This is a genomic window from Alicyclobacillus cycloheptanicus, assembly GCF_028751525.1.
GTDB classification, from domain to species: Bacteria; Bacillota; Bacilli; order Alicyclobacillales; family Alicyclobacillaceae; genus Alicyclobacillus_L; species Alicyclobacillus_L cycloheptanicus.
Window position 1 is genome coordinate 910,871 of the sequence record NZ_CP067097.1, and the last position, 26,006, is coordinate 936,876.

The window sequence follows — 26,006 nt, forward strand, 5'->3', positions numbered from 1 at the left end:
AGGCGTTGCCTTGGCTGGTCACCGTCTACTTAAAATGATTGTACCCTCTTGGCTCCACCAGGTCGATGCGCCCATCCGGAAATTGTGCGACGACTTCTCCGTCTCCAGGCTCCACACGCCCAATTTGCGTCAGTTTCACACCAATGCTCTCGCACTGCGCCAGCGCGCGGGCAAATGCGAACGGGCTGGCGGTGCCGACGAGCTGGTAGTCCTCGCCGCCGTACCAGGCATACTCGTACGGGTCTTCCGATCGCGATCGGGCAAAGTTCTGCAGTGCCGGCAGCAGGGGGATGCGCGCTGTGTCAATGCGCAGGCGCACCTGGCTGGCGCGCGCAATCTCGTTGAGCTCGCTCGCCAGGCCGTCGCTGATGTCGTCGAGCGACGTTGCGCCGCAGCTGCGGAGAATCTGCCCGGCCCCTACCTGCGGCAGCGGGCGCTGATGGCACGTGCGCAGTGCCGCGGCCTCGTCCGCCGGCAGCAGCACGCCGGATGCTTGCAGGAGCGCCAGGCCCGCGCCCGATGCGCCGACGGTCCCTGTGACGAACACCACATCCCCAGGCCTGGCGCCGCTGCGCTTCACTGCGGTGCCCGCCGGAACCCCGCCCAGCACGGTGCTGGTGATGACGAACGGTCCCGGCGTGTGCACCACATCGCCGCCCACCAGCGCACAGCGCGCGTCGCTGCAGATGGCCGCAACCCCGTCGTACAAGGCTTCCAAATCAGGAAGCGAGACGGCATCCGCAATCGCGATCGACAGCACAACATACCGCGGCGTACCGCCCATGGCCGCGATGTCGCTGACCGACGCGGCGACCGCTTTGTACCCCACATCGGCGAAGCCCATGGTCTCGGGCAGGAAGTGTACGCCTTCCACCATGGTGTCGGTGGTCATGAGCAGCTCTTCGCCTGCCACCGCGGCGAGGACGGCAGCGTCATCGCCGATGTCCACCAAAACGCCCCCTGCCGCAGGCTCCTGTTTCTGCAGCGCCGCTCGATAGCGCGCGGTCAGGTGAGCAATCAGCCCGAATTCATCCAGGCCGTTGAACCGAGTCATCAACTTCCACCTCCAGACCAACCGTTCGCCGCATAGGCGACCTTTCCCCCGACAATCGTCAGCAGCACCTTTGCGTCCCGCAGCTCATCCGGGTGCGATGGGTGGACAACGTCGCGATCGACCACAGTGAGGTCCGCCCACCACCCGGGCGCAATGACGCCTTTGCACGCCTCCGTCCCGTTGGCAAAGCAGGCATCCCGGGTGAACAGGGAAATCGCCTCCTCTGGCGTCAGCGCCTCCTGCATTTCGTAGCCTGGCCCAGTCTCGTTGCCATCACGCCGCGTGACCGCCGCATGGATGCCGAGGAGCGGAGCCAGGGGCTCGATGGGCGCGTCCGACCCGCCGGCCAGATGCAGGCCAGCATTCGCCAGCGTACGCCAGGCACAGACAAACGGCGTGCGATGGGGGCCGACGCGGTGTGCCACCCACGGGAAGTCGCTGCACGCAAACCGCGGCTGCACATCCACCACCAGCCGACTCCCCAGGGCCCGCATCCGCGCCACGAGGTCGGGGCGAATCAGTTCGGCATGGACGATGCGGTCGCGCAAGGTGCGGACCTGCCACGCGCTTGCGTTCGGCGCGCTGACTTGCGGGGTTGGCCGGCTGGCCGCGATGGCCGTCAGCGCGGCGTCCAGGCCGGCATCTCCGATGGCGTGGATGACCGCGGGAAAGCCCCGCTCGCGCGCGCTGCGAACACGCTCGGACAGTTCCTCCGGGGTGTACATGGGTGTCCCAACGGACGCCGGATCATCCCAGTAAGGCTCGGACAGCCACGCCGTCCGGCCGCCGAACGCGCCGTCTGCAAACAACTTGGCGGCGCCAACCTCCAGCCAGTCGCTTGGCGCAATGCCGGACTCCAACAGCGTCAGGCGGGCGTCGTCCAGGTTGTGCCAGTCCACCAGTTGATGGACGCGAAGGGGGATGCCCACCTCCCGAATCAGGTGATCATAGATGCGCCAGACGGGCGCGAATCCCCCGACATTTCGCGTATCGTCCGTGTGGACTGCGGTAATACCCACCTGGAGCGCAGCGCGCATGCCGAGGGCGAGCGCCTGCGCCCAGTCGGCTTCCGTCCATTTCGGAATCGCGCGCCGGAGCGGCACAGAGGCATTTTCATAGACCCACCCGTTCAGATGCCCGGCCTCATCCCGACCCAAGCGGCCGTCCGGCGGGTCAGGCGTGTCGTCCGTCAATCCTGCACAGCGAAACGCCGCGCGATTCGCCAGATACGCATGTCGGCAGACCCGGGTCAACAGCATGGGCCGCCCGTCGGCGGCGGCATCCAGCTCGTCGAGACTGGGCACGCCGCCGTCTGTAAAGCGGTTTTCGTCCCATCCCAGCCCAATCACCCAGGCATCCGGCGGCTGCGTTTGGGCACGCTGGCGGACCGCTTGCAGCAAGGCGGCTTTGGAACGCACCTCGGTCAAATCCAGCGCCATGGCCTGCTCGCCAACGGCGGCGATGTGCAGGTGGCTGTCGACAAAACCAGGCAGCACCGTCGCCCCTTGTACGTCCAGCTCGTGATCGATCTGGCCTGCAAACATCGTCGAGAGGTCAGACCGCCTTCCGACAGCTGTGACAATCCCGTTGTCGATCACCAGTGCATCAAATCGAGTCTGTTGGGGGTCAAAACTGTATCCGTTCGCGCCCGTGAGCATCCACACCATCGCGGCCTCCACTCCGTCTGCACGTCACACTTTAATTGGTAACCACATGATACCAGTTTTCGGCGGATGACCAGAAACGGGTGGGCCGATACGCCCCCACGCAGTTCCCTGCACAAATTCCCCTGTTGGTGACAGGAATTTCTCTATTTCTGTCGAAGTAGTTTGAGAGGCTTTGTCGAGGCACGGACCTTTTTGTCATGCGCTGACGAAAGCGCACGGTTCATCTATATAGCACTTTTCTAGCAATTCTCGTGAAAAAGGAGCGATTTACTTTGCGCGCAGCTCGCCGCCTCATCATCGGATTCTCATCGGCAGCGGTATTGGCCTCGATGACCATTGTCCCAGCGTATGCCGACTCACTTTCTTCTGAAAAGCAGCAGATGAGTCAATTGCAAGCCGAAGCGAACCAAACCGACAAGCAAATTTCACAAGAGAAAGCCAAGGCTGCCCAGCTCACTTCTTCCATCCAGCAAACCAACACGTCACTCGCCAATATTCGTTCCGCAATCGCTGCCAACCAGCAGCAAACCGCCGCAGTCCAAGCGAAAATCAACGTTCTGAATACCAAGCTCCAGCAGAACCAGGTGAAGTTGAACGCGGACAAGGCTGCACTGGAAGCACAAATTCGCACCATGTACGAAAATGGTCAGGTACCGTACATGAATGTGTTAATGCAGTCCACCAGCTTCGACGATCTCCTGTCGCGCCTGTATATGCTCGAACAAATCAGCAAGGCGCAGCAGCAGTTGGTGCAGCAGGTCACCGATTTGCAGCAATCCATTGAACAGCAGCAGGCCGAGCAGAAAGTGCAGTACGCGGACTTGCAACAGAAACAGGCACAGCTGCAAACGTATGAACGGGCGCAGCAAATCCTTGAACAGCAGCAGCAAAGCGCGCTGGCCGAAGTCAAGAGCAACTTGCAGCAGCAAACCCGGCAGCGCACCATTTTGGAAAGCCAGATTCAACTGACACAGTCGCAAATTCAACAAATCGAAGAGGAAACGGCGCAAGCGCAGCAAATCGCTTCCAGTCATACCACGGGTTCGCTCGCGCACGGAAATGCACAGCAAATCATCCAATTCGGGGAAGAGTTCATGAATACGCCGTATGTGTGGGGTGGAACATCACCCAGCCCCGGATTTGACTGCTCGGGCTTTGTCCAATATGTGTACGGCCATTTCGGGATTGGGCTGCCACGCACGTCGGAGGAGCAGTACTCGGTCGGTGTCCCTGTATCTGAAAGCAGTCTTGAACCCGGCGACCTGGTGTTCTTCAGCACCTATGCGCCAGGTGCCACGCACGTCGGAATTTACATTGGCAACGGGATGATGCTGGACGCGGAAGACCAGGGCGTGGTCATCGACAACATCACCAACTCTTACTGGGGACCGAAATACATCGGGGCGCGGCGCGTGATTCAATAACACGTCGTGACATGTCCCAGCCCCTCCGATCGTAAGCATAGAATGACGCGGACAACCGCGGACTGCTGACGATGCGGAGGAACGCTTGGTGTGGAACTTATTTGGTGCACTGGCCCGTGATATCTTCGCCCTCGGATACCCAGGAATCGCACTGGCCCTCATCATCGAAGGCCTGGGACTGCCGTTCCCGGGTGACGCTGTGATGGTGCTGTACGGGTATGCAGCCGCCGAGGGTCATTTCGCCTTGCCCGGTGTCATCCTGTGCAGCATCGCTGGCTACCTGATGGGCACATCGGTCGCCTACTGGACCAGCTATTATTACGGGCCTGAACTTGGGCGCTTGGTCGACCGACTCCCCGTTTTCAACAAACGCAGCATGATGCGCACCACCCGACTCATCGACAAGTACGGTGCATTCCTTCTCATCCCAGGCAGGTTCGTCCCAGGCATTCGCTCCGTGACGTCCTATGTCGCTGGATTCAGCCGGATGGACCTGCGCCTGTTCCTCCTTTACACAGGCATCAGCGCTTGCCTCTGGTGTTCCACCTGGGTGGCCGCCGGTTACTGGTTTGGCGAAAATGCCACCCTCATGATGCATACCCTGCAGTCCTATTTTGCCTACATCGTCGGCATTGGTGCACTGGTCGGCCTCATTTGGTGGCTGGCCCGCCGGCCGAGCACCTGAGGCGATGCGCGCACGATGGAATGGACGGCCTCGTCGGGAGGTCGGTTCCAACGAAAGGTCGGCCCCACGAAAAGGCCCCTCACTGAAAAGACCCGCCCCGGAGCATCCGAGGCGGGTCCATTTCCATCCTGTCTTTCCGAGCATCCCAACCCGATGGTGCTGAAGGCTGGGCCGCGCTTCCACTCAGCCCACGGACGTAGTGTCACTCTGAATGACACTGGCACCCACCTTCTTGACAATGGTGCCTTGCGAAAACGTGAAGATGTTTTTCGACACGATGAGGTCCATCGCGTTTTCCACCGCGGTGTTGTCAATGGGCTGTACCGGGTTTGGCACATTGACGTGGACCTTTTTGTTCTGGTCGGTTAGAAACTCCATTTGCAGGGTTGCTTTGCTGGCCATCTGAATCCCTCCCTAGAACGTGATGCGCGGTCTGCACAAAGGCGGCAGACGCGTCTTCGTACCGTGCTGCGCCGTGATCGAAACCGAATTACGCGTTGCTGGAAGCGCCGCCGGCCGCGCCGGAAGCCCCCGTGTTGGAAGCCGTTGCGGCGGCAGCCGCGAGGCCGCTCTGGTCGAGCCGCGCGATGCCCAGCAAGGTCTCACTCGACAACGCGGCGAGCGCCTGTCCAACGGCGAGGATGTCGTCGTCCGCCGCGCTGGGCGACACGTTGGTGTACGACTGGTTCTTCACCTTCGGTTTGCCACTGGCAAGCGTGCCGTTTTGAAACTGCAGCTGCAAGTGTCGAGACAATGGAGTGATGGTTGCCATTCGTCTCTCCTCCTTCTGCGCGTTTGGCGTGGTTTCTGTCGCGCATACAAGGAGATGCAGCAAAACGAGCGGAAGGGGGACAGGGATGCTATCCCCGCCGCCCTCACCGCCCGTCGTTGCCGCCCTAGCGATGGCTGACTTCCGGAAAGCCCGCGAGTCCAATGTCGTGTACAGCGCCATCGTGCGCTGCCTCGACCAGCCCTCGGAACAAACCGAGAAACACAGGCGTCGTCCGCCACAGGTTCTCCGGATGCCACTGAACGGCGACCAAAAACGTCCCTCTCCGCGGCGTCCCGGGACCCCCGGGCACACCCGGCGTCCCTGACCCACCGGCCGATCCCAATGCATCCGCCGATCCCGATGCCCCTGGCGACCAGCCTTCCTCCGCCTCCACAGCCTCCACCAGCCCCTCATCATCCCAGGCCACCGCGACAAGTCCCGGTGCGACGTCACGTACGGCCTGGTGGTGAAAGGAGTTCGTCCGCAGCGTCTCCGCTGCGCCGAGCAGGTGAAACAATTGGCTGCCCGGCTTGATGTGAACCTTGTGACTCAGGTGATGCCTCGCGGCGCGTTGACTGTGCTGAATGGAGCCTGCCCACTCGCGGGCCAAGTCCTGGTACAGCGTGCCGCCGAGGGCCGCGTTGATGACCTGCATTCCCCGGCAGATGCCGAGCAGCGGCTTTCCGAATTGACGCGCGTAGCGAACCAACGTAACTTCCAGCCAATCCCGCTCCGGGCAGACCTCGCCCAGCCCCTTGTGCGGCTCTTCTCCGAAGATGGAGGGGTCGATGTCGTTGCCGCCCGTCAGAATCAGGCCGTCGAGCCGCTCCACCACGTGGCGAACCGCCTCTTCCGTCTCTAGGTATGGAATCACCAACGGGATCCCGCCTGCTTCCTCAATTGCCTGTGTATAGTCGTCCGCCAGCACTGCGCCCTGCAAATCCGGTCCCGGTTTGTTCCAGGCAAATTTGTGCCGATAGCTGGTCAGTCCAATCAACGGCTTCACCCAAAACGCCTCCCGCCTGATGGAGCGCCCGGGGTGCGTCAGGTGAACCGAGCTGCGCCGTGAGGGTCAGTCGCTGTGCCAACTGGTCAGGTAAGTGCGCTGCCCGGCCGACAAAGCATCAATCTCGACCCCCCACGCCGCAAGACGCATCCGGGCGACCGTCTCATCGAGTTCCTTCGGGATCGTATGCACACCAGGCGCATACTGGTGCTCGACAATCTGCCGAAGCCCCAGGGCCTGCAGCGCGAACGTCATGTCCATCACTTCCACCGGATGACCGTCTCCGGACGCCAGGTTCACGAGCCGTCCATCCGCCAGCAGGTACACCCTCCGGCCGTCGCGGAACCGGAACTCCTCGACGTTGCTGCGCACCGTGCGTACGTCCGTGGCGAGGGCGTGCAAGTCCGGCTTGGAGATCTCGACGTCAAAATGCCCCGCATTCGCCAGCACGGCACCGTCCTTCATGACTTCGAACGCCGGGCGGGTGATGCAGTCGCGGTTGCCGGTGACCGTCACGAAGAAATCCCCGACCTTCGCCGCTTCGACAATCGGCATCACGGAAAACCCATCCATCATGGCTTCCAGCGCGCGAATCGGATCGACCTCGCAGACGACCACACGCGCCCCCAGGCCCTTGGCCCGCATCGCCACGCCCTTCCCGCACCAGCCGTACCCGACCACAACGGCCGTTTTTCCGGCGACCACCAGGTTGGTCGTGCGCATGATGCCGTCCCACACCGACTGCCCGGTGCCGTATCGATTGTCAAACAGGTATTTGCAGTAGGCGTCGTTGACGGCCATCATCGGAAAGCGAAGGCTCCCTTCCGCCTCCATCGCCTTGAGCCGCAGGATGCCCGTCGTCGTCTCCTCACAGCCGCCGATGATTTCCGTCGTCTGTGCTGGCCGATCCCGATGCAGCGTCGCCACCAGGTCACCGCCGTCGTCAATGATGGCATCCGGGTGAAAATCGAGCAGCCGGTTCAGGTGCGTATGATACTCCTCGTCCGTGGCGCCGTGCCAGGCAAACGCGGTCACGCCGCGATCGACCAGTGCAGCCACGACGTCATCCTGCGTCGACAGCGGGTTGCTGGCCGCCACCGCCACCTGCGCGCCCCCCGCCTGAATCGTCAGCGCCAGGTACGCCGTCTTCGCCTCCAAGTGCAGGCAAATCGCCACGCGTTTGCCCGCAAACGGCCGCTCCCGCTCAAACTGTGCCCGCACCTGATTGAGCAGCGGCATGTGTGCAGCTACCCAGTCAATTTTCAGGTTTCCCGCCCCCGCCAGACCGATGTCGCGGATCATCGAGTTGGCCTGGGCGCTGGATTGGGCATGAGCTTGGGCGCTGGATTGGGCGCCGGCCTGGGCATGAGCTTGGGCGCTACCCTCCACGCCGGCCTGGGCGTTGGATGCGCTCCATTGGCCCGAATCGTTCCTCTGGGTAAACTCGTTCAGCTTGTCCAAGTCTGTACTCTCCTTTGATAGGGATTTCATTCGGAATCGCAGGACTTCGGATTGGGCGTCGTTCCTTCCTTAACGAGGGTCCGGCCTGGCCGGACCTTCCGACTTTAGGCGCCTTTCACGCCTTACGCCGCAGCATCCGACCTGAGGGCCCGCCGCATAAGGCAGCCTTCCCGCCTTAACGAGGGCCGGCCTGGCCGGACCTTCCGACTTTAGGCACCTTTCACGCCTTACGCCGCAGCATCCGACCCGAGATCCCGTTGCATAAGGCAGCCTTCCTTCCTTAACGAGGGGCCGGCCTGGCCGGGCCTTCCGACTTTAGGCACCTTTCACGCCTTAGACCGACGCACACCCGTGAGGGCCCCACCGCATAAGGCAGCCTTCCCGCCTTAACGAGGGTCCGGCCTGGCCGGACCTTCCGACTTTAGGCACCTTTCACGCCTTAGACCGACGCACACCCGTGAGGGGCCCGCCGCATAAGGCAGCCTTCCCGCCTTAACGAGGGTCCGGCCTGGCCGGACCTTCCGATTTTAGGCGCCTTTCACGCCTTACGCCGCAGCATCCGACCCGCGGGCCCGCCGCATAAGGAAGCCTTCCTGCCTTAACGAGGGGCCGGCCTGGCCGGACCTTCCGACTTTAGGCACCTTTCACGCCTTACGCCGCAGCATCCGACCTGAGGGCCCGCCGCATAAGGCAGCCTTCCTGCCTTAACGAGGGGCCGGCCTGGCCGGGCCTTCCGACTTTAGGAACCTTTCACGCCTTACGCCGCAGCATCCGACCCGAGATCCCGCCGCATAAGGCAGCCTTCCTTCCTTAACGAGGGTCCGGCCTGGCCGGGCCTTCCGACTTTAGGCACCTTTCACGCCTTAGACCGACGCACACCCGTGAGGGCCCCACCGCATAAGGCAGCCTTCCTTCCTTAACGAGGGTCCGGCCTGGCCGGACCTTCCGACTTTAGGCGCCTTTCACGCCTTACGCCGCAGCATCCAACCTGAGGGCCCACCGCATAAGGCAGCCTTCCTGCCTTAATGAGGGTCCGGCCTGGCCGGACCTTCCGACTTTAGGAACCTTTCACGCCTTACGCCGCAGCATCCGACCCGCAGGCCTGTCAGGATCCAACGAAAAATGGAGACGTTTGATTCAACCAACGCCTCCATTCCGAGCTGTATTCATTTCTTAAAAATCCACAAGTCCAAGGCTGATTTGCAGGGCCTCATCAACGAGTTTCATCGATCGCGCATCCAAGTGCGTAATCTTGTCTGTCAAACGTTGTTTGTCAATCGTCCGGATTTGTTCCAGCAGAATCACAGAATCGCGTTCCAAACCGTACTCCTCAGCCATGATCTCCACGTGGGTTGGAAGCTTTGCCTTTTGGATTTGGGCTGTGATTGCGGCGACGATGACCGTGGGACTAAACCGATTGCCGATGTTGTTCTGGATCACGAGTACAGGCCGAAACCCGCCCTGTTCGGACCCCACGACTGGCGACAAATCGGCGAAAAACACATCCCCTCGTTTGACATTCAACCATTTACACCCCGCTAACCAGACGTTCGACGGTTCCTCCCGCTTCTTGCTCCAGTGGGAACGCCTCTGACGCGATGCGCAGGTTAATACGTGCCATTTCCATGTAGCCTTGCTGCATTGAATTCCGAATCTCGAACTTCCGTTGCTCCGTCACATACTGCCGCATCGCTTCCCGAATAACCTCACTCCGGTTGGTTCGACCCCGCTCTGCCATGACATCAACCTGTTCCAGCAGCTGCGTTGGAAGGTAAACTACAATGCGCTTACGATCGGACACGCGCGGCACCTCCACACCGATACATTCCATCCGCTATTATAACGATAGGCCTTTCCGAGTGTCAAAACGGTGCATCGACGTCCAAAACGGCAAAAACCCCGTCGCAATGGGCTTTTCTCCGATCACGCCCGATTCCCGCCGCCAAAATTTTTTCGGCCCAGCCCTGTCACACATAGATGCGCGGCACCCGGTTCGAAAGGGCGCACATCAGTTCATAGGAAATGGTGCCGGCCAAATCGGCCAGTTCGTCCAACGACAACACGGGCGCATCGGCCGCGGCCGCAAACGTGGCAGCCAGCCACGACGGGTCCGCCATCCGGTCCACCATCGCCGAATTCCCCGCGCTCGCATCCTCCGCCACCCCCGCGTCCACGCTCCCAAAGCGGCGGTTCCATGCGTCCGGGGCATACCGGCCGTACAACGTGACGCAGTCCCCGACCGCGGTGTCGGGAACCTCCGTCACGTCAATCATCAGCTGATCCATGCACACATTCCCGACCACCGGTGCGCGATGTCCGCGCACGACGACACTCGCGCGGTTTGACAGCGTGCGAAAATACCCATCCCCGTACCCGACCGGCACCGTCGCGATGCGCACCGGCCGCTCCGCCGTGTAGGTGGCGCCGTACCCGACCGTATCCCCCGGCTGGAGCGTCGCGATGCGCACGATGGGGCTGTACAGGTGCAACGCCGGCCGCAGCGGGACCGGGCTGTCGTAAACGCCCGCCGGGCCGTACCCATACGCCGCGATCCCGACTCGCACCGTGTCAAACTGCCAGTCCGTCCGCCGAAGCGCAGCCGCACTGTTCGCCGCGTGAATGACTGGCGGGCGAATCCCAACCTCCGCCAATGCACGGAGCACACTGCGAAACTGGTCAATCTGCGCTTCGGCATGCGCCAGGTCCGCGCTGTCTGCGCACGCCAGGTGGGTGAACACGCCGTCCAGCGAAACGTCCGGCCGCGCCTGCAGGGCCAAGGCCAGTTGCACCGCCTCTTCTGCGCCGCGCGCACCCAGCCGGCTCATGCCCGTGTCCACCTTGAGATGCACGGAGAGACGAGGGGCATCGCCCTGGGGTTCGTTGCCTCGCCGGACTGGCAGCTGCGCGGCAATGCCGTCCAGGTCCGGGTTGCCGATGGTGATCGCGACCTTTGCCCGACGCGCCGCCTCCGCCCCCTCGGACGTGGTCACTCCGAGGACGAGAATCGGCGTGTCTATCCCCGCCTCGCGCAGCGCCAGCGCCTCTTCCACCGTCGCCACGCCTAATTCGGTCGCCCCGCCAGCGACGGCGGCACGTGCCACCTGTACCGCGCCGTGCCCGTAGCCGTTGGCCTTGACCGCCTGCAGCACCCTGGTGGACTGCGCAAGTCGTGATTTGATGCCACGAATGTTCTCCCGAATCGCAGATGTGTCCACGATTGCAAACGTTCCACGGTACATCCGAGGTCCCTCCGCCCGATGTCCTGATTTCAATGGGTCCATGTCCTATCTTGCACCTGACGCGCGCGGCCCGCAAATGGAAAATGGGGACCTGCGCGCTTGTTGACAGCGTGCAGGTCCCCCGTGCCAGTCAGACCAGGTCCCCGTTCCAGGACCCCGTGGTACCCATCCGAATTCCTATTTGCCGACTTGCCCCAGGGTCGACATGGCAATTTGCTGGAGCTGTGCATCGGTCAGGTGAGCGGAGGTCAGCGCGAATTCCACGCCGTTGTCCAGCCACATCAACTGCTTTGCGCTGCCAGCGTTCATCTCCAGTGCCGGAACCCCGTACAAGTCGACCAGACTTGCGGACGGAATGCCGTCCGTACCTGGATTCGGCCGCCACTCCGACAGCGTGAAGTCGTACGGGCCTGTATAGCGCAAGAGGTAGTCGTCCTGCGCCTCCGGCTCTGCTTCCGCCAACTTGTCGTTGAGCGTGTCGGCCGGCAGGATGTACCCAAACGCTTCGTCGACCGTGGTCGTCTTGGCCGTTCCGCTCTGTGCCAGCTTCTGCGGGTCAAAGTCCGCATCCTGGAACTTGACCCCTTTCTTGAAGGTCTTGAAGTCAATCAGCACAACCGCCTGATTGTCGCTGTCGTACAGAACCACCTTTTTCGGCTGCAGGTTTTTGTCGAGTTCCACCTGTTCTTTCGTGACCACATCGTTCGCCGGCGTCACCGGCATTTCAAACGAGTAGGTGTCCCCCGTCTGAGACAGCTTGAAGTTGCTCGAAACAATCTGCTGCAAGATTTGATCGTACAAGTAAATATGTCCCTGGTTTTGCGCCCAGTCCCCGTTGAACCGGAAGACTTTCTGAAGCGACGGACTGACAATGAACATCCCATTGGGGTTCTTCACAATAATTTGGTTGATATTCTTGTTGCTGTCCCCCAGCTCAATCCGATACTTGTCAGGCCCCTCGTAGGACGTCTGAACATAGTACGTTTGCGAGTTGTTGTCCGTTTGAACGGTCATCATGGCAGTGCTGGTGTAGTTTTCCTGACTGAGTGTCTGCGACTCGGACTTGAGCTTGCCAACCATTGCGTCTTTGGAGGGTGCACCGCAACCGGCAACGATCGCGATGACGAGCCCAGCCGCCATGACCAATCCTGCAATTTTACGCATAGTCCACCTCGCCTTTCTTCGACAAGCGAGTTCGACACTGTGACGTACCCCGGGGGTTGTGTCGAAGGACCGGTGTTGCTTTTACTGCTCTTCCAAATCCGCGTGGAACGCCTTGCCAATCGCGTCTGGGATCGCGTCGACGACATCACTCGCCAGCGTGCTGACCAGCGTCAGACGTTCCCCCGCAAGTTCCCCTGCCGCCCCGTGCAAAAAGGCACCAGCACAGGCTGCGAGGAAGGAGTCGGCGCCTTGCGCCAACAAACCGCCGACAATGCCAGCCAGCACATCCCCCGTACCTGCGGTCGCGAGTGCGGCGTTGCCGGTTGCGTTGACCCGCACACGGCCGTCTGGGTGGGCGATGATGCTGCGATAGCCCTTCAGAATCACCACCCCGCCCGTCTCCCGCGCCAGCCGTGTCGCGGCTTCCAGACGACGGGCCTGGACGGCTTCCGTCGACGTCTCAAGGAGCGCGGCACACTCCTTCGGGTGCGGCGTCAGTACCCATTGGCCCTCCGGCAGGCGCTGCAGTGCTCCGTTCTGACGCAGCAGCCGCAGTCCATCCGCGTCGAGGACGCCCGGTTTCTCCCAGTGAGCCAGCAGGTTTCGCGCGGTCCGCTCGGGAAGCCCGCCGCCGTCCCCGAGTCCAGGGCCGATGACGAGCGCCTGACTCTGTGCGAACACCGAAGCCATGTCGTCGCGAAACAAACGCTGTACGAACTCCAGCGGCGCGCCTTGCACCCTTTCTTCGCCCGCCAGCATCACCAGGCCCGCACCTGCGCGCGCTGCGCCGAGCCCCGCCAGGACCGCCGCGCCGGTCATTTCGCCGACCAACACGCCCACGCGGCCGTACGTCCCCTTGTGCGTCTGCGGGCCGCGGTGCGGCAGTGCGGCCCGCACATCCGCAGCCGTCGTGAAGGCGGCGAGTTCGGCGGAGGGCTCAATGCCAATCCCTACGTCCGCCACGACAACGTCCCCGGCATACAGGCAGCCCGGCGTAATCGCGGTGCCGAGCTTTTGTGCCGCCATGGCAATCGTTTGCTGCGCCCGGACGGCTGGGCCGGCGACTTCACCGGTCGTGGCGTTGACACCCGTCGGCACATCCGCCGCGATGACCCAGGCGCCTGATGCCGCGACGACGGCCTCCAGCGCCGACACGAGGTCAGCGAGCTGGCCGGACAGCGGTCTGGCCGCCCCCGTGCCAAGAATGGCGTCCAGGTACACGTCCGCAGGCGGCAGAGGCTGGCCGGGCGCGTAGACCTGGTGGGGGACCCCCGCCGCGATCGCCGACGTTGCTGCCGTCCGCGCATCCCCGGTCAGTTCCGAGACGTCGACCGTGCTGACCACCTGCACCTGGTTGACCCCCTGGTGGCGCAGCCAGCGCGCAGCCACCCAGCCATCCCCGCCGTTGTTGCCCTTACCGCACAGTGCGACCACGCAGCGGGGCCGCTTGGCCAGCGCGGCTTCGGCAAGGGCTTTGCCGGCGTGATCCATCAATACAATCCCGGGTACACGCAGTGTCGAAATTGTTCGCTTGTCAAACTCTCGCATTTGCTCGCTCGTTACCAGAACCACCCGGTACCCTCCCCGAGGATTGATATACTTATATTCCGCCCGTCCCATCCTTAGTACAATCCTGCCAAGCTGTGTACGACACCGTGCACGGCACACGCTGCCCGACACAGGCCGCGTTCCGAGCGCGCAGCCGCAGATCGCGGCGTTACCCGTCCTCCCAAATGGCGACGGCAAACGCTGTCGTATCCGAGTGGGAAATGGACACGTGCCAACGCCCCTCGGCAAACGGCCGCGCGTCGTCCTCGTCTCGCCAGTGAACCACCGGCTTGCCCGCGGCGTCCGCCTCGATGGACACGCTGCGCATGCGCAGGTGTCCGATGCCGCGTCCAATCGCCTTGCCAATCGCCTCTTTCGCAGCAAATCGGCCAGCCAAAAACTCGATGCGCCGCGGGTCGGGCAGAGCGGCCGCGAGCCGCTGCTCCGATTCCGACAGGATGCGCGCTTCCAATTTCGCGCCGTGGCGGCGGGCCGCAGCCTGGACGCGGCTGATTTCCACAATGTCCGTTCCGATTCCCCGAATCATCCATGGCCTCCCAAAACACCTGATACGTGACGTGCGGCACACCATTCTCGGAAACATTCTGATACAATTTAGTCTTGTCAAGGTTGTCCTGTTTTTCCTGAGAGACGGCCCGGGCCAGGGGGCGTTCGCCGCCCATTGCTGCGGGCACTGACACCGCGGAAAGGATGTTCTGTATGGTGCGCCGGTTCTACATCGCGATGGTCTGGCTTGCAGTCGTCGTCACCGTCTTTACTTGTTTGTCCTGGCTATATTTGTACCTCAATCACGTGCCATTGTCGAAGCCTGCGTCCACCATGCAGACCCTCAACCTCCCGACGACCGCGCCCTCCATCTGGAACATGACGATGCCCATCGTCGCGGGCACCTGGTGGCTGCCGGTGGTCGTGTTGATTGTGCAAGTGTTCATCACAGGGGGATTTTACGGGACGCTGGTGCGTGTCAACACAGGCACGGCGGCGAGTGCCGGGAGTTTCCTGTCGGACGCGTTGCGCGCATTTTGGCGGCTGCTCGGGTGGAATCTGGTGTGGATGCTGCTGTCCCTCTTCGTGATTGGGCTCTACAGATTGTCCGCGCCGCTGTCCATCGCCCTGTCGATTTTGCTCATCTTCGGCCGCTACGTCTTTCTGTTCTCGGATGTGGCGCTGGTCTGCGAAATGCAGGCGCCGATGCAGCAGGCTCTGAAAAACGCCGCGCTGGCCTTGCTGAACGGCATTGTGCCGATGCTGCCGTACGGTGTCTGCACGATGATTTTCACTGGCTTCGCCATGACGCTGACGGATTATCTGTCGATGACAGACCTGCTGTGGGTGGGTATCCTCTACGGGCTCGTGATGACGTGGATCGCGCACATGATTACGGCCCGCTACCTGGCGCTCTCCGACTGGCAGGCGCGCGCCGTGGGCGGCGAGCGCATTTGACGCTCGGCGCCTAGGGGTGTACCCAGTCCACCGCTCTCGTCGATACGACCGCCTGGTCCCCGAGCAGTGAAATCAGCTCGGGGATGTGCGGTTCGAGGCGCTCCTTCACGTCGACTGCCGTCAGAATGATGGGAATGTCCTCCCGCCGCACAAACCAGCCCGGGCGATGAATCCGGCGCTCAGCGCCAAAGCCAGCCATCCCGCGGGACGTCGAGATCCACATCACCTCTTTCGCCCGCAAGTACTCCGCCGCGGCCTGGTACACGGGCTTGCCCGCCACCTTGCTGCCTTCCAGTGTATAAATCTGCAGCTGCACGCCTGCTTTCGCCGCCTGTCGTGACATCGTCGACAACCTGTCCCCCTCCTGCCGTCCCCGTGCTTCCCCGCGCAGTGCAGGCATGTTCCACACCTGCACCGTTTCACAGACAATCACGCCTTGGTCGCCAACCCGCGCACGCGCGGTTTCCAAAAACGGTGTCAGCGCCGTCCCAGCCTCGAGGAATTCCATCCACAAGGGCAGTTCGTTGGAGCCAATCTCACTCTGGACCGTTCGCCACACACGTCTGCGCTGGCTGCCTTCAACTTGGGCCCAGACGGTGCCGCCGCCCATCCCCAGAGTAACCGCGTCGGTCAACAGGCGCTGGTAGAGCAATTGGCCGCCTTTGACCGTTCGGGCTCCGTTCCAGATCCCGATTTTCACGCTGACTCGCGTCTGTGGAACCCGTTCGTTTGCTGTCACAGACAAACGCACCTCTCCTGCGCGCAAGATCGCATGGCCGTGTTCAGGCCGTCTCGTTTTGTATGCCTGTCTTCGGATGGGTTTGATCAAGCAGCCTTGATAGTGCAATATATGAGGGGACGTAACACAATAGGCGTGCAACGGAAGGCGGGCTTTTACCTTGCATGAACTGCTGCATTTGTGCTCAATTCTCATTTTAATTGTGGTAACCGCAGTGATGTTTACGCTGCTGGTCATCAAACGGCCTGGCGCAAAGCCGTCCTACAGCAAAAAAACCATTGTCGGGCTGCTCATCGTCGGGGCCATCATCGGCATCGCATTTTATACCACCCAGAACCTCTACGCGCCATCGCCAACTGCCTGATTGGCGTCATCGAATCGCTGAGACGCTTGTGACGGCAGTTGGCCGGCACTTGGGATACGTTGTGGCTGCGGGCAGTCGCTGCCCGCAGGGGTTTCGCTTGACCGTGGTCGGCGCTGAATCAGTCTTCATCAATCGACCGTCCAGAACCGACTGTACTGCTCAATGATGACATCCTTGCCGAGGCTGACACTTTCGCGGGGATTGTTGATGGTAAACGGAATCACCAATCGACCACAGGTCGGACAATTCCACGGATGATTGAACTCGGCGCTCGAAAAAGCAGGTTCATTGCAGTGTGGACAAATCGCAGAAGGCATTGGACGTCCTCCGTTCAATTCTATCGGAGTCAGAGCCAGCGGCTCTGGTGTGTGGAAAGGCAGATCGATGCGCAGGACGACCTGCAGCTGCTGAAGAATGACTCGTCCCTCCTATTGTCTCTCACCGCGATTTTACCGTCAATAGAGCCGCGCATCGAGGTCAACGCAGGGCCCCCAAAGCCGTCATTGGGGGCCGCTGCTGACGGGGTGGCCTAGTGGTCCGTATCCATCACCGCTCCGAAACGGTCCAGTTGCCGAACAACCCCTGTACCGTGATGGTGTGCGCATCCTGCGCGTTCTGCGTGTCCTGCTGAACCGTCAGCGTCTGCCCGCTCAGCGTCCAATGCAGCCCGGCGCCGGACCCCCCCGTGTAAGGTGCCCACGAAGCCCCGCCATTGGTCGTGATCAGCATATACAGGAACTGCGTGTTCGGGCCCGTCCCCGTTTCGGGATTGCCATACACCGGAATGAACCCGACGGTCGGTGAGAAGAAGATGGGGTAACTGCTGCTTCGATAGAAGTTTGCAAAGGCAGCCGGAATCGGCAGTTTCTGCTCTTGCCAGGTCGCACCGCCGTTATGCGTGACAAACAAATCAGGTGTCACGGCATACGCTGGCGAGTTATTCAAGAGATACCCCGTCTGTTCATTGATGAACGAAACGCCCATGACATCACTGTAATGACCCGTGGAGACGTTGGTCCAGGTTTTTCCGCCGTCCGTGGTCTTCGCAAACTGATACATGAAATTACTCGCGCCGCCGCCGAGATTGGTCACTTCAAATCCGATGGTTGGCGTCAGGAACACCTGATGCGAGCGACCCGCATTGTGGAAGGTTTGGTGAAACGATGCTGCAGCCGTCCGCCCCTGCGAAGCGCCCGAATTGCCCTGTTCGACGACGGTGGTCAGCGCATTCACCGGGTTTCCGCTTTGTGTGAGCTGGTAGACTTCCGTTCCTTCCTGCCAGGCGATGGTTGTGCGCGCCGCGATGGTCACCGCATTCGGGTCGGTGCTGTTGACGATGATCACACCCTTCTGCCGCGGCGCTGGCAGCATATGCGTGTGGAGATAGGCGACGATGTTTTTCGCGATTTGCTCGCCGTTCTGATTGCCTGTGTACCACAGCACCTCCACCGTCCAGTTGCCTTCGTGCCACTGTAATCCTTGATGACCGAGGCCGCTGTCGGGCACTGCGGTAATGCCCAATCCCAAATTCACCGTCGGGCGGTTCGCCGCAAACGAGAGATACGTGTCCTCGCGCTGAATGTTGTCGATCACGCCCGCCGCGGCCGCACTCGTGGCATAGCTTTGTTCCGCAATCCCTCCCTGTGTGGTCGTCTGCGGAGGGTTCACCGTGTTGCTGGGTTGTGCGCGGTCGTCAGAAGCCGGTTCGGCCCCTGTGCGGTTGGCGCCCGTGAAATGGGCCCCTGTCGTCTGAAGCTGGACCGCCGCTGGATGGTGCTGGTTCAATGTGATGCCCAATCCGCCTGCCACCACCGCAACTGCGGCCACAGCAGCCGCAGCGCCTGGCCATACGCCCATGGGTCGTTTCCTCCTTGGTTGATGGATTGTCATTTCGCTTCGCAGGTGCTGGAGGATGTCCATTTTGTCATCCGCGCTCAGTTTTACTTCGTTCAGCGCGGAAAAGTCCCGACCTGTCTCCTCCTGGAAATTCATCTGTCTCACCCTCCTTCGTACCCGTCGGTTCGTCAAGCGAACGACGCAAGTCCTGGATGGCGCGATGCAGCGTTGTCTTCACTTTGGCTTCCGTCCATCCGAGAATTTCCGCCGTCTCCCGCACGGACATCGCCTGAATACCTCGCAGTGTGAAAACCTGCCGCTTGTCGTGGGAAAGCTGCGCCACGGCCTCCTCCAGTTCAACCAGCGTTTCCAACGAGACGGAGACTTTGCTTAAATCCGGCTTGTGCCGCTCCAAGTACGTTTGCTCCACCCGTTTCTTTCGGAGCAAATCGTAAATGTAGTTTCTTGCAATCTGAAACAGCCAGGTTCGTGGATTCGCGTCTTGCCGGAAGCTGTCCCAGGAACGAATTGCGCGAAGAAAGACCTCCTGCACGACATCTTTCGCATCTGCCGACTTGGGCGCAGCGTAGCGCGCGTAGCGGTAAATTTCATCTGCATACAGTTCGAACAGCTGTTCAATGGATTCATTGAGCGAAGCCATGTTCTGCTTCTCCCCTCGTTTTACAGCCCGGGCTGTCGCTTCCCGCACAACGGGAAGACACATGGGTAGACGAATGAAGTCGAAGAAGGTTACAAACGAATGCGGACACCCGGCCACATGCGGCCGCCCAATTCGCACCCTCGCACCCAGGCAGCACCCCGCGCCCGCCCCCCGCAAGCTGTGTCGCTGAAATAAAAAAGGGCCCGTCTGGGCCCTTGAACCGATATGCGTATGGATTTGATGACCTGTGCCGAGCCGAGCGCGTTACGCCTCCATCGCCGGACGCGCCACCTTCGAACCCTTCTTCTCGCGATTGCCCCGGCGAATCGCAGCCTCTCGCTTACTGGCGTAGAAGAACACAAGTACCAGTGCGATGGCGGTGAGAATCGTGGCGACCCAAAACGCGTCGTTGAGCCCCATCACAAAGGCCCGTTCTTGCAGCAGGCCGGCGTAGTCCGTTGCTGCGGTGCTCTGTGCTGCGGCTGCCGGCAACCCTTGCGATTGTAACGCCTGCTGCAGCTGCGTCAGGAACTGCCCCTGGTAGGTAAACGGCGTAACATTCTGCGCCATGACGCCGAAGTGGAACTGTTCGCGTTGCGTCATGATGGTCGTTAACACGGCGGTCCCGAGGGACGACGACACTTGGCGAGCGGTGTTCGACAGGCCGGATCCCTGGCTCATCAATTGCGGCGGCAAGGTGTTCATACCCGCCGTCATGATTGGCATCATCGTGAGGCCCATCCCGAGGCTGCGAAGCACGTACAGCCACTGAACATACCCGACGGACGTGTTCGGATCGAGCCGCGTGAATCCGATGGTGACAATCGTGATGGTCAACAATCCGATAATGCCCAGCGGCCGCGCACCGAACCGGTCAAACAGCCGGCCGCTGATGGGCATCATCACGGCCGTCGCAAGGGCTGCGGGCATCATCAGCAGCCCGGTTCGCATCGCGGACAGGCCGACGATGTTCTGCAAATACAGCGGCAAGAAGAAAATCCCGGCAAACAACGCAATGTTGATGATCGCGCTGATGATGGTACTCATGGTGAACATGTAGTCCTTGAACACCCGGAACTGAATCATTGGATCCTTCACCATGAACTCTACAATCACCAGCAAAATAATGCAGATGACCCCGACCGCCACAAACACATCCACACTCGGGGATCGCCAGCCGTCCGACGGCACGTTGTTCAGCCCGTACAACAGGCTGAAGAATCCCACGGTCGAAAAGATGAACCCCCACAAGTCGAACTTGGCCTTCGTTTCATGCGAGAACTCGTGCATGAACAGAATGCCGAGCACCAGCCCTAAAATCCCAAACGGCACATTGATGTAAAAAATGAGCCGCCAGCTCGCGTATTGTACCAAGTACCCGCTCAACGTCGGACCCACAGCCGGCGCAACCATGATGGAAACGCCGAACAAGCCCATTACCACGCCCCGTCGATCCGGCGGGAAGATGCGGAAGATCATCGCCTGCGCGACCGGCATCATGAAGCCGCCGCCAATGGCCTGAATCAGCCGGAAGAAAATCATCGACGACGTACTCCACGCCATGCCGCACAGCGCTGAGCCCAGCGTGAACACCGCCAGCGAAAACAAAAACAGATGCTTCGCGCCAAACTTGTCTGTCAGCCACCCGGAGATGGGCACAAGTACGCCAATCATCAGCATGTACCCAGTCAAGACCCACTGGATTTGCGCCGTAGTCGCGTTGAAGTCGTGTTCCATCGTCGGGATCGCGACGTTGACCACGCTCGTATCCAAAATCGCCATAAACACGCCCAGGATAATGATGAAAAGCTGCAATCCGGGCGCTTTCATTCGTGTGATTTCATACTGGTGCTGCACAGTTTGTTCCATTTTGATCTCCCCAGGTCATGGTTTCACCCACTGCAGATCATTCTATCGGATAATTATTCGATTGCCAAATCATTTATGGCGATCGAATGTAGCGTATCATTTAGTTGTGGTACAGTGGAGAATACAGTGAAGAGATGCGCATCCGCTGCCCTACGCGCGAACGCGCCAAGGGGCACGAGGGCTAGGGAGGTTTTTGGGTTGATCGTCATGAAAAGCCGCTACGAGGTAGACCTGATGCGGGAGGCTGGGAAGGTTGTCGCGGCCTGCCATGCAGGCCTGGCAGAGTTCATAAAGCCGGGTATTTCCACCCGTCAAATTGACGAGTTTGTGGAAAATTTCATCACCAGTCACGGCATGGAACCGGCGCAAAAGGGGTACAAGGGGTATCCATACGCGTCGTGTACGTCGGTGAATGACGTGATCTGCCATGGATTCCCCAGCGACTACGTCCTCAAGGACGGAGACATCATCACCGTCGATATGGTCGCGCTGAACAAAGGGCTTCACGCGGACTCGGCCTGGAGCTACGCCGTCGGCGATGTTTCGCCGGAAGCAAAGCGGCTGCTGGACGTGACGAAGCGCGCATTGTTTGTGGGCATTGAGCAAGCGGTCGCCGGCAATCAAATTTCCGACATCGGCCACGCGATTCAGACGTATGTCGAAGGTGAAGGGTTCTCGGTCGTGCGCGACTTCATTGGGCATGGCATCGGCCGGCAAATGCACGAAAGCCCGGAAGTGCTCCATTATGGCCCGCCGCACAAGGGACCTCGCATTCGCAAGGGGATGACTTTTACCATCGAGCCCATGGTGAACGTAGGGAGTTACGAAACCAAGGTGGACGATGACGGCTGGACTGCGCGTACGGTGGACGGCAGTCTCAGCACGCAGTACGAGCACACCTTGTACATCACCGACAACGGGCCGGAAATCCTGACACAGCTCTGAATCGAATCCGTATCGGCCGTCCGGCGCGGCCCAGCGCGGCAGGACCCGTCCGCTTAAGGCGCCTTTCCTACCCTAAGCCGCAGCAAGCGCCCTTGGATCCCGCCGCTTAAGGCACCTTTTCTACCTTATCGGCACATCTACTGCCGCCGCACGGCCGGCTTAAGGCACCTTTTCTACCTTATCGGCGGCCCCCTGCCGGTCCAACGCCCCTCAGCCCCTTCGCTCACCCGTTGATGAGCATCGAACCCAACACGCCCAACCCGTAGGACACCACGCCGACCAACGCGCCGACTGCTGTCATTTCGAGCCCGCTGGCCCACCAGGTGCGCACGGTGATGAGCGACTTGGCTGCCCCCACCGCGAAGTGGGCGAGAATACTCACCACGGCCGCAACCAACATGGCCGTGAAGCCGTGCAGAAAGAAAAATGGGATCAGGGGGATGATGGCACCGACGAACGTGGACAAACTCCCAAACAGGGCCGACCGCCACGGGTTGCCCTTGCTTGTCTCGTGAATGCCCAGTTCTTCCTGCGCCATGGTCTTCAGCAACAAGTCTGAATCGCTGGCGATTCGGTCGGCGATGCCCCTTGCCTCTTCCGTGGAAAAACCCTTGAGTTCATACAGCAGCGCCAACTCTTCCACTTCGTGCTCTGGGTCGTGGGCAATTTCCTGGCGCTCCTGCGCCATCTCGTTCTCCATCAACTCATTTTCGGACTTGGTCGCAAGCCATGCGCCCGCCCCCATCGACAGGGTGCTGGCCAATGCGCCGAACAATCCACTCACGAGCACCGTGTTGTCACTGGAGGTATATCCCGCAACACCGGCAATGATGCCGAAAATGGCTCCCAGCCCGTCATTGACACCATAAATCGCGTCTCCAACCCAGCTCCCGCTGTCCTTCCGATGCCAACGCTCCTCCCGCCACAGGCGAGAGAGACGCGACTTGGCACCGGTCGAGGGCTGTTTGGCCAGTTCTGCAACCACCGAGTCATGGTCGGCTTCATCCGCGTCAATTTGGTCGAGAATGCGCACAATGCTTTCGTCGTCAATCACGTTGCGCTGCGACTGGTACCAGGTCGCATTTCCGCTTTCAATCGCTTCAATCTGTTCCAGCAGCTGCACCTGGGAGGCGCCGCGCTGCCGTTTGTCGAAATCGGGCCGTGGCATCGCGGCACGCAGCGCGTCCACGTCCTCACCGAGCAGAGCCAGCTTTTCCTCCCACATGCGTGCGTGTCTTCGTTCCACGTCGGCTAATTTGAGCAAAATCTCCCGCCGCCGTGCGTCGCGTTCAGCAGCCGCAGAGACCTCGTACAGTTGTACTGCCATCATCTCGCGACGCCAGTTTTCCTTCAGCATTTTCGTCAAATAGCGTTCATTCTTCACGTCGTTCACCGCGGAGCTGACCACCTTTTCGCGCAAAACCGGCGTATTTCTGACTTCGCAAGCCGATTAGGACTTCTTCCGTCGCCAGTGTACCATGCGGCGCGTATCCCCGCGAAGTACCAGGTCGTCAGCCAGCCACTGTTCATCGACTTCAAAATGTGCATCGGCCAGCGCCTTTGCCAAAACAGGCATCGGGGTGCGGGCCACCTCGCGGTACACGCGCTGCGTATACAAGTGGGTCGCGTTCGGGAACTCGCGCTTCAACTGACTGCGCAGCTTCATGCCGGACTCGTCCGCGTCCACAAAAATGTACACATCCTCGTCCTGAATCTCCGTAAGCAGTTCTTCCAGTCGCTCGTAACCGAGGGTGCCGCCCGTACAGATGATTTCGACTGGCTCCGTCAGGATTTGCAACAGCCGATCACGGTCGGTCTTCCCTTCGACCACCAACACCTTGTCGCCGTCAGGACGTTGCCTTGTCACAAGCAAGCACCCCTTCAATCCGTCAAGGATTTAGTCCGATAGGATATGCACGACAGTCTCCCGGCAGTATGGACGATACACCTCTGCCCGGCAAGGGACACCATGTTCACGCCACGCCAACGTCATCAGGTCGGCGGCCTGCCAGGCCGCCCCCTCGTCCTGGCACCACGCCAGCAGCGACGGCCCCGCGCCGCTCAGCGTCAACGTAAGCGCGCCGCCGCGAATCGCTGCATGCCGAACATCCTCGTATCCGGGTACGAGAGACTTGCGATACGGCTCATGAAGCCGGTCGGCAAAGCCGCCGCGAAGAAAATCTAGGTTGCCGGTGGAGAGCGCGAGTGTCAAACGGGACGCTTGTGCAATATTGAAGACCGCATCCGCTCGGCTGACGGTCTCCGGGACAACCGTCCTGGATTTTTCCGTATGCAAGGTGAAGTAGGGTACTGCGACCACAAAGCACAAATCGGCTGGCACCGGTACGGAGAAGGTATGCGTGCCATGCTCGTCCATATAACTCAGGGATGCGCCCCCGAGCAGCGCAGGCGCGACGTTGTCAGGATGCCCTTCCAGTTCCACCGCAATATCGAGCAGCTGCCGGCTCGTCAGGGGCGTACGCCCCGCGTGTTCAACCAGTGCGTTGGCCAGCAAGAGTCCCCCGACGATGGCCGAGGCGCTCGACCCAAGCCCCGAAGCCACCGGAATGTTGTTTTGCAGCGAGAGGCGCCACTCGTGGTCCATATCGGCGCAACCCGCGCGCTCAAACAGAACCCGCATCGTCTTCACGACGGCGTTCTCCTCGTTGGCAGGCAACAAATTCGCGGACTCTCCCGTGATCTCGACGGAAAACGGGTGCCCGGTTTCCACACGCATCTCATTGAACAGTTCAATCGCGATCCCCATACAGTCGAACCCGGGCCCCAGGTTCGCGGAGGTCGCGGGTACATGCACGGAAAACTTCATTGCATGCCCTCCAGCAATTGGGCCACCGCGTCAGCCGTGGCGTCCACAACCTGCGCCGCGCTGTCACTGTGTTTCATGGCACTGTCTGGGTCTTTCAACCCATTGCCAGTGAGAACGCAAACGACGGTTTGGCCGCGTTCAATTTCGCCAGCATCTGCGAGACACATGAGGCCCGCCACGGACGCCGCCGACGCGGGTTCAGCGAGCACCCCTTCGGACGCAATCCATCGATAGGCCTGTGCAATCTGCTCGTCCGTGACGGACCGAATCGCCCCTCCCGAATCCCGGGCGGCAGCCACGGCGAGATGCGCCGACGCTGGTTTGCCGATGCGAATGGCGGTCGCAAACGTCTCCGGGTGTTCAATCGGATGCCCCTTGACAATCGCCGCAGCGCCTTCCGCCTCAAAGCCGAACATGCGCGGGCTCCGGTCGGTCTTCCCGCCCCGCTGATACGCCTGGAAGCCTTTCCAGTACGCGCTGATGTTGCCCGCGTTGCCGACCGGAATGCACAATACATCCGGCGGCGCCCCGAGCGCGTCGCACACTTCAAACGCTGCAGTCTGCTGGCCGTCCAGCCGGTAGGGGTTGATTGAATTGACCACCGTAATCGGGAAGCGGTCGGACATGTCCCGCACCAATTGCAGGGCTTCATCAAAGTTCCCGCGGATCGCGATGATGTGCGCTCCGTACATCATCGCCTGCGCCAACTTGCCGAGCGCGACGTATCCGTCCGGAATCAGGATGATGGCCCGCATCCCGGCGCGTGCGGCGTACGCAGCGGCAGAGGCGGACGTGTTGCCGGTGGAGGCGCAAATCACGGTGTTCGACCCTTCCTCCTTGGCCTTCGCGACGGCCAGAACCATGCCGCGATCTTTAAAGGACCCTGTCGGGTTGGCCCCTTCGTACTTCAAATACACCGAGGCGTTGACACGCTCACTCAGACGTTCGGAGAAAATCAGCGGCGTATTCCCTTCACAAAGGGACAACCGCGGCGTCCGCTCGGTCAGCGGCAGCCACTCCCCATAATGATGTAAAAGTCCACTCCATCTCTCTGTTTTCTGGTTTACCTGTGCGACGATGGCCGCCTCCTTCAATCCGTCAATGTTCGTCCATTCGAGGTGTTCATAGGCGAGGGATCTGTCCAGCGTGATCCATGAATTAGTCCTATTATTCATAGAATACACGGGACTGTCAACGAACGGAAGGTCATGTGGTTTGTCGTGCGAACGTGATGCGTGGGGCGTGCGGATAGTCGTCCATTCATTTGTCCCCTCGCAAACA

26 protein-coding genes are annotated in these 26,006 nt (G+C 60.8%); 5 read left to right on the top strand and 21 right to left on the bottom strand.

What is annotated here, in order from left to right; genetic code table 11:
* Nucleotides 1-25 precede the first annotated feature (25 nt).
* Together thiL and JI721_RS04220 are read right to left on the bottom strand one after the other, a co-directional pair.
* Entirely contained in the window at nt 26-1,054 is a 1,029-nt protein-coding gene (gene thiL / locus JI721_RS04215; protein WP_274456822.1) for a thiamine-phosphate kinase, read from the bottom strand.
* Nucleotides 1,054-2,712, bottom strand: a complete 1,659-nt coding sequence (locus tag JI721_RS04220) for an amidohydrolase (RefSeq protein WP_274457660.1) — start codon at nt 2,710-2,712, stop codon at nt 1,054-1,056. The genes thiL and JI721_RS04220 overlap by 1 nt, the downstream gene beginning before the upstream one ends.
* A 281-nt stretch (nt 2,713-2,993) precedes the next feature.
* Here JI721_RS04220 and JI721_RS04225 point away from each other — a divergent pair, with 281 nt between their 5' ends.
* Nucleotides 2,994-4,145: a C40 family peptidase gene (locus tag JI721_RS04225; protein ID WP_274456823.1), complete on the top strand. Its 1,152-nt coding sequence runs from the start codon at nt 2,994-2,996 to the stop codon at nt 4,143-4,145.
* 88 nt (nt 4,146-4,233) lie between these two features.
* The gene (locus JI721_RS04230) at nt 4,234-4,830 is read left to right on the top strand and encodes a DedA family protein (RefSeq protein ID WP_274456824.1); all 597 of its coding nucleotides are present in this window, start codon (nt 4,234-4,236) and stop codon (nt 4,828-4,830) included.
* Nucleotides 4,831-5,013: 183 nt separating this feature from the next.
* Here JI721_RS04230 and JI721_RS04235 read toward each other — a convergent pair whose 3' ends face one another.
* From JI721_RS04235 to acpS, 10 genes are all read right to left on the bottom strand, one after another.
* Nucleotides 5,014-5,232 carry a DUF2922 domain-containing protein gene (locus JI721_RS04235; protein WP_274456825.1) on the bottom strand — a complete coding sequence of 73 codons (219 nt, stop codon included), beginning with the start codon at nt 5,230-5,232 and terminating at the stop codon, nt 5,014-5,016.
* Nucleotides 5,233-5,320: 88 nt separating this feature from the next.
* Entirely contained in the window at nt 5,321-5,602 is a 282-nt protein-coding gene (locus JI721_RS04240; protein WP_274456826.1) for a DUF1659 domain-containing protein, read from the bottom strand.
* Between the two features lie 124 nt (nt 5,603-5,726).
* Nucleotides 5,727-6,608 carry a gamma-glutamyl-gamma-aminobutyrate hydrolase family protein gene (locus JI721_RS04245; protein ID WP_274456827.1) on the bottom strand — a complete coding sequence of 294 codons (882 nt, stop codon included), beginning with the start codon at nt 6,606-6,608 and terminating at the stop codon, nt 5,727-5,729.
* Nucleotides 6,609-6,674: 66 nt separating this feature from the next.
* Nucleotides 6,675-7,910 carry an adenosylhomocysteinase gene (locus tag JI721_RS04250; protein ID WP_274457662.1) on the bottom strand — a complete coding sequence of 412 codons (1,236 nt, stop codon included), beginning with the start codon at nt 7,908-7,910 and terminating at the stop codon, nt 6,675-6,677.
* 1,332 nt (nt 7,911-9,242) lie between these two features.
* On the bottom strand, nt 9,243-9,593 hold the full coding sequence (locus JI721_RS04255; RefSeq protein ID WP_274456828.1) for a type II toxin-antitoxin system PemK/MazF family toxin: 351 nt from the start codon (nt 9,591-9,593) through the stop codon (nt 9,243-9,245).
* A 4-nt stretch (nt 9,594-9,597) separates the two neighbouring features.
* Complete coding sequence (locus JI721_RS04260; protein ID WP_274456829.1) at nt 9,598-9,870, bottom strand: CopG family ribbon-helix-helix protein; 273 nt, start codon at nt 9,868-9,870, stop codon at nt 9,598-9,600.
* A 166-nt stretch (nt 9,871-10,036) separates the two neighbouring features.
* Complete coding sequence (alr, locus tag JI721_RS04265; protein ID WP_274456830.1) at nt 10,037-11,308, bottom strand: alanine racemase; 1,272 nt, start codon at nt 11,306-11,308, stop codon at nt 10,037-10,039.
* 177 nt (nt 11,309-11,485) lie between these two features.
* Nucleotides 11,486-12,472 carry a LolA family protein gene (locus tag JI721_RS04270; RefSeq protein WP_274456831.1) on the bottom strand — a complete coding sequence of 329 codons (987 nt, stop codon included), beginning with the start codon at nt 12,470-12,472 and terminating at the stop codon, nt 11,486-11,488.
* An 81-nt stretch (nt 12,473-12,553) separates the two neighbouring features.
* Entirely contained in the window at nt 12,554-14,044 is a 1,491-nt protein-coding gene (locus JI721_RS04275) for an NAD(P)H-hydrate dehydratase (protein WP_274456832.1), read from the bottom strand.
* A gap of 145 nt (nt 14,045-14,189) precedes the next feature.
* Nucleotides 14,190-14,567 (bottom strand): holo-ACP synthase, encoded by a 378-nt coding sequence (gene acpS, locus JI721_RS04280; protein WP_274456833.1) that lies wholly within the window; start codon nt 14,565-14,567, stop codon nt 14,190-14,192.
* Nucleotides 14,568-14,743: 176 nt separating this feature from the next.
* Between acpS and JI721_RS04285 the strand changes: the two genes are divergently transcribed.
* A complete protein-coding gene (locus tag JI721_RS04285; RefSeq protein ID WP_274456834.1) occupies nt 14,744-15,484 on the top strand; it encodes a hypothetical protein in 741 nt (246 codons plus the stop codon).
* Between the two features lie 10 nt (nt 15,485-15,494).
* Here the strand turns inward: JI721_RS04285 and JI721_RS04290 are convergent, their stop codons facing one another.
* Nucleotides 15,495-16,223: a DUF190 domain-containing protein gene (locus tag JI721_RS04290; RefSeq protein WP_274457664.1), complete on the bottom strand. Its 729-nt coding sequence runs from the start codon at nt 16,221-16,223 to the stop codon at nt 15,495-15,497.
* 160 nt (nt 16,224-16,383) lie between these two features.
* On the opposite strand from JI721_RS04290, the gene JI721_RS04295 reads away from it, so the two are divergent.
* A complete protein-coding gene (locus JI721_RS04295) occupies nt 16,384-16,587 on the top strand; it encodes a hypothetical protein (protein ID WP_274456835.1) in 204 nt (67 codons plus the stop codon).
* 128 nt (nt 16,588-16,715) lie between these two features.
* On the opposite strand, the gene JI721_RS04300 is transcribed toward JI721_RS04295, so the two are convergent.
* The 4 genes from JI721_RS04300 to JI721_RS04315 form a co-directional block, all read right to left on the bottom strand.
* The gene (locus JI721_RS04300; protein WP_274456836.1) at nt 16,716-16,904 is read right to left on the bottom strand and encodes a hypothetical protein; all 189 of its coding nucleotides are present in this window, start codon (nt 16,902-16,904) and stop codon (nt 16,716-16,718) included.
* 229 nt (nt 16,905-17,133) lie between these two features.
* On the bottom strand, nt 17,134-18,444 hold the full coding sequence (locus JI721_RS04305; RefSeq protein WP_274456837.1) for a WD40/YVTN/BNR-like repeat-containing protein: 1,311 nt from the start codon (nt 18,442-18,444) through the stop codon (nt 17,134-17,136).
* Nucleotides 18,445-18,511: 67 nt separating this feature from the next.
* Nucleotides 18,512-19,084 (bottom strand): RNA polymerase sigma factor, encoded by a 573-nt coding sequence (locus JI721_RS04310; RefSeq protein WP_274456838.1) that lies wholly within the window; start codon nt 19,082-19,084, stop codon nt 18,512-18,514.
* Between the two features lie 264 nt (nt 19,085-19,348).
* The gene (locus JI721_RS04315) at nt 19,349-20,953 is read right to left on the bottom strand and encodes a DHA2 family efflux MFS transporter permease subunit (protein WP_274456839.1); all 1,605 of its coding nucleotides are present in this window, start codon (nt 20,951-20,953) and stop codon (nt 19,349-19,351) included.
* Between the two features lie 198 nt (nt 20,954-21,151).
* On the opposite strand from JI721_RS04315, the gene map reads away from it, so the two are divergent.
* The gene (gene map / locus JI721_RS04320) at nt 21,152-21,898 is read left to right on the top strand and encodes a type I methionyl aminopeptidase (protein ID WP_274456840.1); all 747 of its coding nucleotides are present in this window, start codon (nt 21,152-21,154) and stop codon (nt 21,896-21,898) included.
* A 223-nt stretch (nt 21,899-22,121) separates the two neighbouring features.
* Here map and JI721_RS04325 read toward each other — a convergent pair whose 3' ends face one another.
* The 4 genes from JI721_RS04325 to thrC are packed head-to-tail and all read right to left on the bottom strand — an operon-like array spanning nt 22,122 to nt 25,900.
* The gene (locus JI721_RS04325) at nt 22,122-23,291 is read right to left on the bottom strand and encodes a VIT1/CCC1 transporter family protein (protein ID WP_274456841.1); all 1,170 of its coding nucleotides are present in this window, start codon (nt 23,289-23,291) and stop codon (nt 22,122-22,124) included.
* Between the two features lie 57 nt (nt 23,292-23,348).
* Nucleotides 23,349-23,765 carry a toprim domain-containing protein gene (locus JI721_RS04330; RefSeq protein ID WP_274456842.1) on the bottom strand — a complete coding sequence of 139 codons (417 nt, stop codon included), beginning with the start codon at nt 23,763-23,765 and terminating at the stop codon, nt 23,349-23,351.
* A gap of 30 nt (nt 23,766-23,795) precedes the next feature.
* Entirely contained in the window at nt 23,796-24,725 is a 930-nt protein-coding gene (gene thrB, locus JI721_RS04335) for a homoserine kinase (protein ID WP_274456843.1), read from the bottom strand.
* Entirely contained in the window at nt 24,722-25,900 is a 1,179-nt protein-coding gene (gene thrC, locus JI721_RS04340; protein ID WP_274456844.1) for a threonine synthase, read from the bottom strand. Before thrC ends, thrB begins: the two co-directional genes overlap by 4 nt.
* Between the last annotated feature and the right edge of the window lie 106 nt (nt 25,901-26,006).